Source organism: Acidaminococcus nyctereutis (assembly GCF_052216985.1).
Taxonomy (GTDB): domain Bacteria; phylum Bacillota; class Negativicutes; order Acidaminococcales; family Acidaminococcaceae; genus Acidaminococcus; species Acidaminococcus fermentans_A.
This window is the reverse complement of the sequence record NZ_JBQOUY010000001.1, coordinates 241,937-254,829: the sequence shown is the minus strand read 5'-3', so window position 1 is coordinate 254,829 and position 12,893 is coordinate 241,937. Positions and strand designations below refer to the sequence as shown.

The following is a 12,893-nucleotide window of genomic DNA, read 5'->3' as shown; positions in this document are numbered from 1 at the left end:
ATGAGCGACAAGATTAGAAGAGTATTTGTGGAGAAGAAGAAAGCATATGCTGTGGAAGCAGCAGGTCTGTGTTCTGATCTGCAGCAGACCCTGGGGCTGAAGAACCTGAAAAGCGTCCGGATCCTGAATCGGTACGACCTGGAAGGACTCAGTGATGAAGAATATCAACAGGCCAGGAGTCTGGTGCTCAGTGAGGCACCTGTGGATGTGGTTCGGGATGAAGAAGTAGAGATCCCTGCCGGCATCCGGAGCTTTGCTGTGGAACTGCTCCCCGGCCAGTACGACCAGAGAGAAGATTTTGCCGCCCAGTGCATCCAGGCCATCACCCAGGGCCAGCGGCCCATTGTGGCAGCCGCCAAGGTGTTCCTGCTGGAAGGGGAACTGTCCGACGCCGACTTTGAAAAAATCAAGAAATACTGCATCAACCCAGTGGAAGCTCAGGAAGCGGCCATTGCAAAGCCCGAATCCTTGGATATGACTTGGGATGTGCCCAAACCCGTAGCCGTGCTGGACGGTTTCCGGAGCCTGGACAAGAAAGGCCTGGAAGACTTCCTGAACCAGCAGGAACTGGCCATGAGCCTGGAAGACCTGGTCTTTATCCAGGAATACTTCCAGAAGGAAGACAGGGATCCCTCCATCACCGAAATCAAGGTGCTGGATACCTACTGGTCCGACCACTGCCGGCACACCACCTTTGAAACCAAACTGGAAAACGTTTCCATCACCGACGGCGTGTACACCCAGCCGGTGGCGGAAGCCTATGCTCTGTACAAGAAAGACCGGGATTTCGTCTACGGTGCCGATACCCAGCGTCCCATCACCCTGATGGACATGGCCTGCCTGGCTACTAAAAAATTGAAGAAGGAAGGGAAGATCCCCGACCTGGATGCTTCGGAAGAAATCAACGCCTGCAGCATCGTAGCCCCCATTGAAGTGGACGGCAAAAAAGAAGACTGGCTGGTGATGTTCAAGAACGAGACCCATAACCATCCCACCGAAATCGAACCTTTCGGCGGTGCCGCCACCTGCCTGGGCGGGGCCATCCGGGATCCCCTCAGCGGCCGGAGCTATGTGTACCAGGCCATGCGGGTCACCGGGTCCGGCGATCCTCGTACCCCCTATGAACAGACCCTGAAAGGCAAGCTGCCCCAGCGGAAGATTACCCTGGGCGCTGCAGCCGGCTACAGCTCCTACGGCAACCAGATCGGTTTGGCCACCGGTTCCGTGGAAGAATACTACCATCCCAAATTTGTGGCCAAAAGAATGGAAGTGGGGGCCGTCATCGGGGCTGCTCCCCGGGACGCCGTGGTCCGGGAACGTCCGGCTGCGGGCGATCTGATCGTGCTGTTGGGCGGCCGTACCGGCCGTGACGGCATGGGTGGCGCCACCGGTGCCTCCAAGGAACACACCACCCAATCCCTCAGCGAATGCGGTGCGGAAGTCCAGAAGGGGAATGCCCCTAACGAACGGAAGATCCAGCGGCTGTTCCGGGATCCGAAAGTGACCCGGTTGATCAAACGGTGCAACGACTTCGGGGCCGGCGGGGTATCCGTGGCCATCGGCGAACTGGCACCGGGCCTGGTGATCAACCTGGACAAGGTGCCCAAGAAATACGAAGGCCTGGACGGCACGGAACTGGCCATCAGTGAATCCCAGGAGCGGATGGCAGTGTGCATCGCTGCCAGCGACCTGGAGAAATTCATGGCCGCTGCCGCCAAGGAAAACCTGGAAGCCACGGTGGTGGCGGAAGTGGCGGAAGATCCCCGTCTGGTGATGTACTGGAGAGGGGAAAAGATTGTGGATCTGTCCCGGGCTTTCCTGGATACCAACGGAATTCCCCAGAAATCCGATGTGGTGGTGGACGGAGTGGAAGAAACCTCTCCCTTCAACAGCACCCCGGAAGAAGTGGAAGGCAAAAAGGACATCAAAGAAGCCTGGCTGGCCAACCTGGACCGGCTCAATGTGTGCAGTGAAGAGGGACTGGGCGAACGGTTCGACGGCTCCATCGGCCGGGGCAGCGTACTCATGCCCTACGGCGGCCGGAACCAGCTGACCCGCACCGAAGGCATGGCGGCCCGTCTGCCGGTACTCCACGGCAAGACCAATGCCACCTCTATTATGGCCAGCGGCTATGATCCCAACGTGTGCTGCTGGAGCCCGTACCACGGGGCCATGTACGCCGTGGTGGAAGCCGTGTGTCGGGCTGCGGCCATGGGGGCCGACCCGAAGAAACTGCGTCTTTCCATGCAGGAATACTTCCCCAAACTCCATACGGAACATACCTGGGGCCGGCCTTTCGCCGCTCTCCTAGGTGCCTATAAAGCCTGCTGCGAACTGGAACTGCCGGCCATCGGCGGCAAGGACTCCATGAGCGGCACCTTCATGGACCTGGAAGTTCCGCCTTCCCTGATCTGCTTCGCCGTAGGGGTCATGGACGGCCGGGATACCATCTCCAACGAATTCAAACAGGCCGGCAACACCGTGGTGTTCATCCCCGTACCCTGCGATGAACACGAAGTGGTGGATTACCTCGCCCTGCGGACCCTGCTGGACAGCGTCCACAAAGCCATCCTGGGCAAACGGATCCTCACCGCCGGCGTGGTGAAAGAAGGGGGCGTGGCAGCCGCCATCTCCTCCATGTGCCTGGGCAACGGTCTGGGCTTCGGGTTCGTGAAACCCTTCCTCCATGAGGAATGCCTGTTCACCCTGCAGCCCGGCGGGTTCCTGGTGGAAATGGCACCGGGGACCGATCCGGACAAAGTCTTCGCCGGCAACGATTTCCTGGTGCTGGGCTCCTTGACCGATGACGGCAAAGTCACCGTCAACGACACCGCCATCACCCTGGACGAAATCAAAGCAGCCTATACCCGCACCCTGGAAGGAGTATTCCCCTCCGTGGTGAAGGATTCCGGCAAGGAAATCTGCCGGATGCCCTATTACCGGAATGACCTGCCGCTGACTGCGCCTTACAACGTGGCCCAGCCCCGGGTGTTCATTCCCGTATTCCCGGGCCTGAACTGCGAATACGATACCGCTGCCGCCTTTGAGACAGCCGGTGCCAGAGCCGATATCTGCGTGATCCGGAACCTGACTCCGGAAGCCATCAAGGAAAGCGTGGAAGAAATGGCCAGACGGATCAAAGAAGCCCAGATCCTGGCCGTCCCCGGCGGGTTCTCCGCTAGTGACGAACCGGAAGGCTCCGGCAAGTTCATCGCCACCATGTTCCGGAATCCGGCCCTGAAGGAAGCGGTGCTGGATCTCTTGTACAACCGGGATGGTCTGGCCCTGGGGATCTGCAACGGCTTCCAGGCCTTGATTAAACTGGGTCTGGTGCCCTATGGAGACATCCGTCCGCTCACGGAAACCTCTCCCACCCTGACCTTCAATACCATCGGCCGGCACATTTCCCGGATGGTGGAAACGAAAGTGGTTTCCAACAAATCTCCGTGGCTGGCACTCACCGAACCCGGTGACATCCACACGGTAGCCGTATCCCACGGGGAAGGCCGGTTCGTGGCCACGGAAGAAGAGATCAAGAAACTCTTCGCCAACGGCCAGGTGGCCACCCAGTATGTGAACCAGGCAGGGGATCCCACCATGGAAAGCCCCTACAACCCCAACGGCTCCCTGTATGCCATCGAAAGCATCACCAGCCCCGACGGGCGTGTGCTGGGCAAGATGGGCCACACCGAACGGTTCACCGAGGGTCTCATGAAGAACATCCCGGGGAACAAACTGCAGCCTCTGTTCCTGGGCGGCGTGCAGTACTTCAAGTAATCAAACAGGGAAGGGGTTGCTGCATGTGCGGCAACCCCTTTTGTGTGTGACTTTGGTCATACGTCATATGTCATACGCTTTTGGAAAGCAATTTTTGCTAATTGCTTTTGAATTAAGAAAGCATCATTCATTAAAGGAGAAGATTCTGCATGGAACTTTCTGTTGGGGCAAAACTCCATGGTTTTGCCGTACAAAAAATCACCCCTCTGCCGGATATCGAAGCCACGGCCTATGAAATGATCCATGAGGTCAGCGGCGCCCGGCTGTTCTACCTGGCTAGCCAGGATGACAACAAAGTGTTCACCATCGGGTTCCGTACCCCCAGCCAGGACGATACCGGGGTGGCCCACATCACCGAACATTCCGTCCTCTGCGGCAGCCGGAAATATCGGCTGAAGGAACCCTTCGTGGAACTGGTGAAAGGGTCCCTGAACACTTTCCTGAATGCCATGACCTACACGGATAAGACCGTGTACCCGGTGGCCAGCCGGAACGCCAAGGACTTCCGGAACCTGGCGGATGTGTACCTGGACGCGGTATTCTATCCCCTGATCGGGGAAAACCCCTTTACCCTGCGCCAGGAAGGCTGGCATTACGAACTGGGCCAGGGAGAGGATAAACCTCTGGTGTATAACGGGGTGGTGTACAACGAAATGAAGGGGGTCTATTCCTCCCCGGACGCCATCGAGGAACATGAGGTGATGAAGGCCCTGTTCCCGGATTCCCCTTACCGGTTCGAATCCGGCGGCCTGCCTTCTGCCATTCCCCAGCTGACCCAGGAAGGATTCGTGGCCTTCCACCAAAAATACTACAGCCCGGAAAACGCCTATATCTACCTGTACGGGGATGTGGACATCGACGACTGGCTGGACTATATGGACCGGGAATACCTGAGCCGGTTCCCCAAGACCGGCACCCTGAAGGTGGAGATCCCCCTCCAGGCTCCCTTCGACCAGACCCGGGAAGTGAAAGCCTCCTACCCGGTGCCCGAAGGGGATGACACCGCCCACAAGACCTACCTTTCCATGAACATCGTGGTGGGGTCCGCCCTGGACCAGAAGCGGATCATGGCCCTGAAGCTCTTGACCCATGTGCTCCTGGACGGGAACAATGCGCCCCTGCGGCTGGCGCTCCTTCGGGCAGGCATCGGCAGCGACGTATCCGGCAGCCTGAACGGCTCCCAGCTCCAGCCCGTGTTCTCCGTGGAAGTCAGCGGCTCCGACCCGGATAAGGAAGACCAGTTCGTGAAGGTGCTCTACCGGACCCTCCAGGACCTGTCCCGGAACGGGATTCCCCGGCGGCTCCTGGAAGCAGAACTGAATTCCGAAGAATTCAAGATGCGGGAAGCGGATTTCAACATCTATCCCAAAGGCCTGATCTACGGACTGAACGTGATGGAAACCTGGCTGTACGGGGGAGACCCCACCACCTGCCTCCGGTTTACCGACTGCCTGGATTTCCTCCGCAGCGCCATCGATAAGAAGTACTATGAACAGCTCATCGAAAGCGTGCTGCTGGACAACACCCACAAATGCCTGGTGACCCTGACCCCGGAACCCGGGAAGGAAGCCCGGGATGCTGCCCGGTTTGCGGAAATCATGGCGGAAAAGAAGAGCCATATGGATCAGAAACAGCTGGAAGAAGTGGCGGCCATCGCCGATGAGCTACATGCCCGGCAGGCGGCTTCCGATACCTCGGAAGCCCTGGCCTCCATCCCCCTGCTCCAGCGGTCCGATATTGCCCGGAAGAACGATTTCGAACATCCCCAGGTGACGGAAGAAGGGAAGCATACCCGGCTGGTGCTCCATCAGTTCACCAACAAAATCGCCTATTTCGACTGGTGCTTCGACCTTACCGGCCTGCCGGAAGACAAGCTGTGCTATGCCTACCTGCTGACGGATGTGTTGGGCAAGGTGGACACCGACGACTATTCCTATGAGGAACTGACCACCCTGGCGGATCTGTATCTGGGCGGATTGAATTTCGAAGTGAAGCCCTATACCTGGTATAACGATACCAATACCTACCGGAACGTGTTCAAGGTATCCGCCAAGGTGCTGGAAAAGAACGAGGACAAGCTGTTCGCCATCCTCAGCAGCATCGCCCTCCGGAGCCATGTGGACGACAGAAAGCGGCTGAAGGAAATCGTCAGCGAAGTGAAGACCGACTGGGACAACAACTTCTTTGCCCGGGGGATGACCGTGGCCACCCTGCGGCTCATGAGCTACTTCTCCAAGTCTGCCCGGAGCCTGGAACATGACCAGCTGACCTATTACCAGTTCCTCCAGGATCTGTGGGCCCATTTCGATGAGCGGGCCGAAGAAGTGGCCGCCAATCTGAAAGCCCTGTTGCCCGCCTTCTTCCATCAGGATGAACAGCTCCAGTCCCTGTCCTGCGACCGGGATATGGAAGAGGAGGCCCTGGCAAAGATGGAAGCCTTCATCTCCCAGCTGCCCCATTCTCCCTATGCAGGGAAACTGGCGCCGGAACTGGCAGCCCCCGGGAAGAACGAAGGGATCACCACCTCCGGGAAGGTCCAGTACGTGCTGGCCGGGGGGAACTTCCATGACCACGGCTACCACTATACCGGGGCCATGAAAGTGCTGGAAACCATCCTCCGCTACGGCTACCTGTGGACCAAAATCCGGGTCCAGGGCGGAGCCTACGGGGCCGGCACCCGGTTCGACGCCACCGGCACCTTCTACCTGTCCAGCTACCGGGATCCCAAACTGGCGGAAAGCCTCCAGGCCTACCGGGATCTGCCGGAGTACCTGGAAAAATTCCAGGCTTCCGACCGGGAAATGACCAAGTACGTGATCGGTACCATCAGCCTGGTGGACACCCCCCTGACCCCGGCCATGCACCTGGAAAAGGCCATTACCGCCCAGATGAAGGGGACCTCGGAAGACCTGGCCCAGAAGAAACGGGATCAGATCATCGACTGTACCCCAGAAGACATCCGGGCCCTGGCGCCCCTGGTCAGGGACGTGCTCTCCGATGGTTACCTGTGCGTGGTAGGCGGCGAAGGGAAAATCGAAGAGAACAAAGGGCTCTTTGAACGGGTGATCAAGGCGTAAAAAGCGGTCATACTCCGGTGGAAGGGGGTGTGAAAAAATTCACACCCCCGGGCACTGGTCACAGGCCGATGAAAAGAACCCGTGGCTGACGGGTTCTTTTGAAGCAAAGACAGGACTATGCGTTTCTTTTAAACAGTTGTTTGTCTGGATGATTTCTGGAGAAGCAAGGACAAGCTAAAGGCGCGTCCGAGCCAGCATCATACAAAGGAAGGCAGCCGCAGCCCGGCTGCCTTCCTTCGTCCAGTGACCAATGACATGTGACCAGTGACAAAGGGACTTCCCTTGTGTATGTTTTTTACACAAGGGAAGTCCCTTTATCTTGTTTTTGTGGTATAATGAACACAATTTACACCTAACGGAGGGATACAATGGAACTGGAAATGGAGTTCATCCGCAAAATGCCCTCTCCCCAGGAACTGAAGGTTGATCACCCTGTGGAGCCGGCTATCTATGAAACAAAGCGGCGCCGGGACGCTGAGATCCGGGACATCCTCACCGGGAAGGACAGCCGCTTCCTACTGATCATCGGCCCCTGCTCCGCGGACAATGAGGACGCCGTGGTGGACTACTGCCATCGGCTGGCCAAAGTCCAGGAACAGGTGAAAGACACTTTGTATATCATTCCCCGGGTCTACACCAATAAACCCCGGACCATCGGGGTGGGATATAAGGGCATGGCCCACCAGCCCGACCCGGAAGGGAAGGAAGATATGTTGGCTGGGATCATCGCCTGCCGGAACATGCACATCCGGGTGATCCGGGAAACTGGCTTCACCTGTGCCGAAGAGATCCTGTATCCGGAAAACCACCGCTATTTGTCCGACCTGGTCTCCTACGCGGCTATCGGGGCCCGGTCTGTGGAAGATCAGCTCCACCGGATGATCGCCAGCGGGGTGGGGATTCCCGTAGGAATGAAGAACCCTACATCCGGGGATATTTCTGTCATGCTCAATTCCATCGCGGCCGCCCAGCATGAGCAGCAGTTCCTGTTCCGGGGATGGGAAGTGCGGACCAAGGGGAACCCCCTGGCTCATGCCATCCTCCGGGGATATGTGGACAAGTTCGGCAAGAGCCTGCCCAACTACCATTATGAAGACCTGGTCCGGCTCCATGAAGAATATGGCAAGCGGGACCTGGTGAATCCAGCGGTGGTCATCGATGCCAACCATGCCAACTCTGGGAAGAAGTATCTGGAACAGATCCGGATCTCCAATGATGTGCTCTACAGCCGCCACATGAACCCGGACCTGAAGAAGATGGTGAAAGGCTTGATGATCGAAAGCTATATCGAGGACGGAAACCAGAAAATCGGCGAAGGAGTCTATGGGAAATCCATCACCGATCCCTGCCTGGGCTGGCAGAAAACCGAAGACCTGATCCTGGAACTGGCAGGCCGGGTGGATTATTGAGAATAGGGAGGATGCACCATGCTGAAACAGATTTCAATTTTTGCGGCCAATCACAAAGGAGCCTTGGGCAAGATCACCAATGATCTGGCCAAAGACAATATCAACATCTATACCATGCTGGCTACGGACAGTGCCGAATTCGGCATCATCCGGCTGATCGTGGACAATCCGGACAAGGCCCTGGACGCCCTCCAAAAAGCTGGTTACCAATGCCGGATCGACTATGTGCTGGCTGTGGACATGGGCAGCGATCAGCCCGGTACCCTGGATAAGATCCTGACCCATCTGAAAGACGCCAACGTGTTCGTCCGGTATCTGTACATCTCCTTCGACCGGAAAACTTCCAGCCCCATCGTGGTGCTGAAAACCGACGAACCCGAAACCGAAACCTTCCTGAAGGGCAAAGGATATCTGCTGTTGGACCGGTTCTGAGGGTAAACGGGAAGGAAGAGGGAAAGCGGACCTCCGGCGCAGTTCAAAAGGATGTCTGGACCCCCCTTCCTTTTTTTCTTATCTATGCTATAATGGAGACGTAGTAAATCTATTTTTTTCGAACAGGGTGGGACGTAAAAAGTACCACGAGGGACAAAATGTGCAACATCAGCTTGGATCGAATCATCAACCTGCAGAATAAACTGGTCCCGGAAATGGTGGACCTGATCACCGAGCGCTACAAGGTGCTCCGGCAGATCAGCCATGACCAGCCCATCGGACGCCGGACCCTGGCCAAGAAGCTGGGGCTCAGCGAACGGATCCTCCGCTCTCATGTGGATTTCCTCAAGGAAGCGGGCCTTTTGGATTTCACCCTCACCGGCATGAGTATCACCGACGAGGGGGCTGTGCTCCTCCAGGAACTCCGGGACTATGTGAACCGGCTCCAGAAACTTTCCAGCCTGGAAACCCTGCTCCAGGAAAAGCTCCATCTCCAGAAAGTGGTGGTGCTTCCCGGGAATGCGGACCAGGATAAAGTGGTCACCCGAGAGATCGGCCGTGTGGCAGCCGGTATCCTGCTGCGCCTCCTGGCGGATCACCAGCAGCATATCGTAGCTGTCACCGGAGGGACGACAGTGGCTGCCATGGCAGAAAATACCTTTGGCAACGAACCGGAGACCATTGTGGTCCCGGCCCGGGGCGGATTGGGGGATAAGATGGAACTCCAGGCCAACACCATTGCCACTGTGCTGGCCGGCCGTCTCAAGACCCGCTACCTGCAGCTGTACGTGCCGGACAGTGTCAGTGAAGATGTGCTCCAAAAGATCCTGGAAGAAGATGCCCGGGTGAAACAGGTGGTGGAAACCATCAAAAGCGCGGATATCCTGGTCCATGGTATGGGGCAGGCCCAGGTGATGGCGGAAAAACGGGGCATGGATCCCCAGCTGATGCAGCGCCTGGAACAGGCCGGAGCCGTAGGGGAAGCCCTGGGGCAGTATTTCGACCTGAAGGGCCGGGTGGTCTACAGCACTGACACCCTGGGGCTCATGGTCAACGATCTGGAAAAGATCCACACGGTCATGGGCATTGCAGGAGGACGTTCCAAAGGAAAGGCCATCCTTTCCATGCTCCGCAGCGGCCAGGATGATATCCTGGTGACTGACGAAGCCGCCGCCCGGGAAATCATCGATTGTCTGCAAACTGATTCTCAACATCAGGTAAAATTTTAGGAGGAATGAAAAATGGTAAAAATTGGTATCAATGGTTTTGGTCGTATTGGACGCTGCGCTCTGCGTATCGCTGTGAAGAACCCGGAAGTAGAAGTGGTAGCGGTCAATGCCCGTTCCGGCATCGATACCTATGCCCATCTGCTGAAGTACGATTCCATCCATGGGACTTTTGATGAAGAGGTATCTGTTGACGGAGATGTGATGCATGTAGGCAGCAAAGCCATCAAATTCACCCGGTACACCGATCCGAAGGAAATCCCCTGGGGCGACATGGGCGTAGATGTAGTGTTGGAGACCACCGGCAAGTTCAAGACCCGGGAAACCGTACAGCCCCATCTGGACAACGGCGCCAAGAAAGTACTGATCGCCTGCCCGGCCAAAGGGGAAGACATTACCATCGTGCTGGGGGTCAACGAAGACAAGTATGATCCGAAAAAGGACCATATCATCTCCAACGCATCCTGCACTACCAACTGCCTGGCTCCTTTCACCAAAGTCCTGGAAGACAATTTCGGCATTGAAAACGGCATGATGACTACGGTCCATTCCTACACCAATGACCAGAAGATCCTGGATGCCGCCCACAAAGATCTGCGCCGTGCCCGTGCCGGTGCCTGCTCCATCATCCCCACTACTACCGGGGCTGCCAAAGCCATCGGTCTGGTCCTGCCGCAGTTGGAAGGGAAACTGAAAGGCATGGCCATCCGTGTCCCGACTCCCGATGTCTCCCTCACCGACCTGGTTGTGACCCTGAAGAAGGACACCACCAAGGAAGAGATCAACGAAGCCATGAAGATCGCTTCTGAAACCACCATGAAGGGGATCCTGGGCTATAACGAACTGCCCCTGGTTTCTAAAGATTACAGCGGCTGCCCTCTGAGCTCCATCGTAGACGGACTGTCCACCATGATGGTAGGCCCTCGCGTGGCCAAAGTGGTTTCCTGGTACGACAATGAATGGGGTTATTCCAACCGTCTGGTGGAACTGGCTCTGTTCGTAGCTAAAAAAGGCCTGTAAGAGAAAGGCAGTGCGCGGAACCATGGATAAGAGAACTGTCAAAGACATCCAACTGACCGGCAAACGAGTGTTGGTCCGGGTGGATTATAATGTCCCCATGAACGACAAGGGAGAGATCACGGACTTCATCCGGATCGAAGCATCCCTGCCCACTCTCCATTACCTGCTGGACCAGGGGGCCGCTGTGATCCTCCTGGCCCACCTGGGCCGTCCCAAAGGCAAGGTGAACCCCAAGTTCAGCCTGAAACCTGTGGCGGAAGCCCTGAGCCAGCTGATCCACCGCCCGGTGCAGTTCTGCCCGGACTGCGTGGGGAAGGAAGCCCAAGCTGCAGCAGCCCAGCTGCGGAACGGGGACATCCTGCTGCTGGAAAATCTCCGGTTCCATCCGGAAGAAGAAAAGAACGACCCCCATTTTGCCCAGGAACTGGCTTCTTTGGGAGATGTATTCGTCAATGACGGGTTCGGGGTTTCCCACCGGGCCCATGCTTCCGTGGAAGGGATCACCCATTATCTGCCCGCCGTGGCTGGTTTCCTGCTGGAAAAGGAAATCGCCTATCTGGGCAATGCAGTGGATAAACCCCAGCGTCCTTTTGCTGCCATCATCGGCGGGGCCAAAGTGGCAGACAAGATCGCTGTCATCCGCAGCCTGATCAAAAAGGCCGACGTGATCCTCATCGGCGGTGGTATGGCCAATACCTTCCTGGCTGCCAAGGGCTATGATCTGGGCAAATCCCTGGTAGAAAAAGAAAGCCTGGGGATTGCTAAGGATCTGTTAGCGGAAGCGGCGGCCCAGAAGACCAAGATGCTGCTGCCAGTGGACCTGATCATGGCGGCTAGCTTCTCCAATGAAGCGGACCATGAAGCGGAAGACCTGGATGCCCTGAATCCGGAATACATGGCCCTGGATATCGGCCCCAAGACGGCGGAACTGTATGCCCAGACCCTGGCCGGCATGAAGACCATTGTCTGGAACGGTCCCATGGGCGTGTTCGAAATGCCCAATTATGCAGAAGGGACCCGGCGGGTGGCGGAAGCCATGGCCGCTTCTGACGGCATCACCATCGTAGGCGGCGGTGATAGTGCTGCTGCGGTGAAACAGATGGGCCTGGCCGATAAGATGAGCCATGTGTCCACTGGTGGCGGTGCTTCCCTGGAATACTTGGAAGGAAAAGTGCTGCCGGGTCTGGCTGCCCTGGATGACCTCCGGACCCCAATCGTGGCCGGCAACTGGAAATGCCACAAGACCGTGGAAGAAGCCATGGAACTGGCTCACCAGGTGGCCCATGGCACGGAAATGGCCCGGGCCGAAGTAGTGCTGTTCCCGCCGTTCACCGCTCTGGAAAGCGTAGCGGCCATGGTGGATGAAGACGGCATCGGCTATGGGGCCCAGGACATTTTCTATGAAGATGAAGGTTCCTACACCGGCGCCGTATCCGGCCCCATGATTGCAGAGATCGGGTCCCGGTACGTACTGGTAGGCCACAGCGAACGGCGGAAATTCTTCTACGAAACCAACGATATCGTGGTGAAGAAGGTCCTGGCTGCTTTCCGGAATGATCTGGATCCAGTGCTGTGCGTGGGCGAAGACGCCGACGAACACGAAAACGGTTCTACCAAGGACAAGATCTTGAGCCAGCTGACTCCAGTACTGAACGTGCTCACTGATGGGCAGATCCAGCATCTGCTGGTGGCTTACGAACCGGTATGGGCCATCGGTAGCGGCAAGAGCGCCGAAGTGCGGGATGCGGTGGCAGCTGCGGATCTGATCCGGAAAGCGGTTGCGGAGAAATTCGGCAAAGAGGCGGCCCGCCGGGTGCGGATCCTCTACGGCGGCAGTGTGACCAGCGAAAATGCCCATGCCTTCCATGAAGACGGCATCGATGGCGTACTGGTAGGCGGGGCCAGCCTGTCTGCCCAGGAATTCTGCGCCATTGCCAACACGTTCTGAGGCA

At 57.3% G+C, this 12,893-nt stretch carries 7 protein-coding genes; all 7 read left to right on the top strand.

The annotated features are described in order from the left end of the window. The 7 genes from ACTUHY_RS01275 to tpiA all read left to right on the top strand — a co-directional run bounded on the left by ACTUHY_RS01275 (position 1) and on the right by tpiA (position 12,889). A complete protein-coding gene (locus ACTUHY_RS01275) occupies positions 1-3,777 on the top strand; it encodes a phosphoribosylformylglycinamidine synthase (RefSeq protein WP_442826295.1) in 3,777 nt (1,258 codons plus the stop codon). A gap of 149 nt (positions 3,778-3,926) precedes the next feature. Next, on the top strand, positions 3,927-6,854 hold the full coding sequence (locus ACTUHY_RS01270; protein WP_442826294.1) for an insulinase family protein: 2,928 nt from the start codon (positions 3,927-3,929) through the stop codon (positions 6,852-6,854). Between the two features lie 368 nt (positions 6,855-7,222). Further along, the gene (locus ACTUHY_RS01265) at positions 7,223-8,263 is read left to right on the top strand and encodes a 3-deoxy-7-phosphoheptulonate synthase (protein WP_442826293.1); all 1,041 of its coding nucleotides are present in this window, start codon (positions 7,223-7,225) and stop codon (positions 8,261-8,263) included. Between the two features lie 18 nt (positions 8,264-8,281). Beyond that, a complete protein-coding gene (locus ACTUHY_RS01260) occupies positions 8,282-8,695 on the top strand; it encodes an amino acid-binding protein (RefSeq protein WP_278674204.1) in 414 nt (137 codons plus the stop codon). A 158-nt stretch (positions 8,696-8,853) separates the two neighbouring features. After that, complete coding sequence (locus ACTUHY_RS01255; protein WP_442826292.1) at positions 8,854-9,924, top strand: sugar-binding transcriptional regulator; 1,071 nt, start codon at positions 8,854-8,856, stop codon at positions 9,922-9,924. 12 nt (positions 9,925-9,936) lie between these two features. Then, positions 9,937-10,941 (top strand): type I glyceraldehyde-3-phosphate dehydrogenase, encoded by a 1,005-nt coding sequence (gene gap / locus ACTUHY_RS01250; protein WP_278674200.1) that lies wholly within the window; start codon positions 9,937-9,939, stop codon positions 10,939-10,941. Between the two features lie 22 nt (positions 10,942-10,963). Further along, positions 10,964-12,889 (top strand): triose-phosphate isomerase, encoded by a 1,926-nt coding sequence (gene tpiA, locus ACTUHY_RS01245; protein ID WP_442826291.1) that lies wholly within the window; start codon positions 10,964-10,966, stop codon positions 12,887-12,889. The last annotated feature ends 4 nt before the right edge of the window (positions 12,890-12,893 follow it).

What these genes read in the sequence shown, in the direction of transcription:
- ACTUHY_RS01275 (WP_442826295.1), top strand. Translation starts at nt 1, where the DNA reads ATGAGCGACAAGATTAGAAGAGTATTTGTGGAGAAGAAGAAAGCATAT.
- ACTUHY_RS01255 (WP_442826292.1), top strand. Translation starts at nt 8,854, where the DNA reads ATGTGCAACATCAGCTTGGATCGAATCATCAACCTGCAGAATAAACTG.
- ACTUHY_RS01260 (WP_278674204.1), top strand. Translation starts at nt 8,282, where the DNA reads ATGCTGAAACAGATTTCAATTTTTGCGGCCAATCACAAAGGAGCCTTG.
- tpiA (WP_442826291.1), top strand. Translation starts at nt 10,964, where the DNA reads ATGGATAAGAGAACTGTCAAAGACATCCAACTGACCGGCAAACGAGTG.
- gap (WP_278674200.1), top strand. Translation starts at nt 9,937, where the DNA reads ATGGTAAAAATTGGTATCAATGGTTTTGGTCGTATTGGACGCTGCGCT.
- ACTUHY_RS01270 (WP_442826294.1), top strand. Translation starts at nt 3,927, where the DNA reads ATGGAACTTTCTGTTGGGGCAAAACTCCATGGTTTTGCCGTACAAAAA.
- ACTUHY_RS01265 (WP_442826293.1), top strand. Translation starts at nt 7,223, where the DNA reads ATGGAACTGGAAATGGAGTTCATCCGCAAAATGCCCTCTCCCCAGGAA.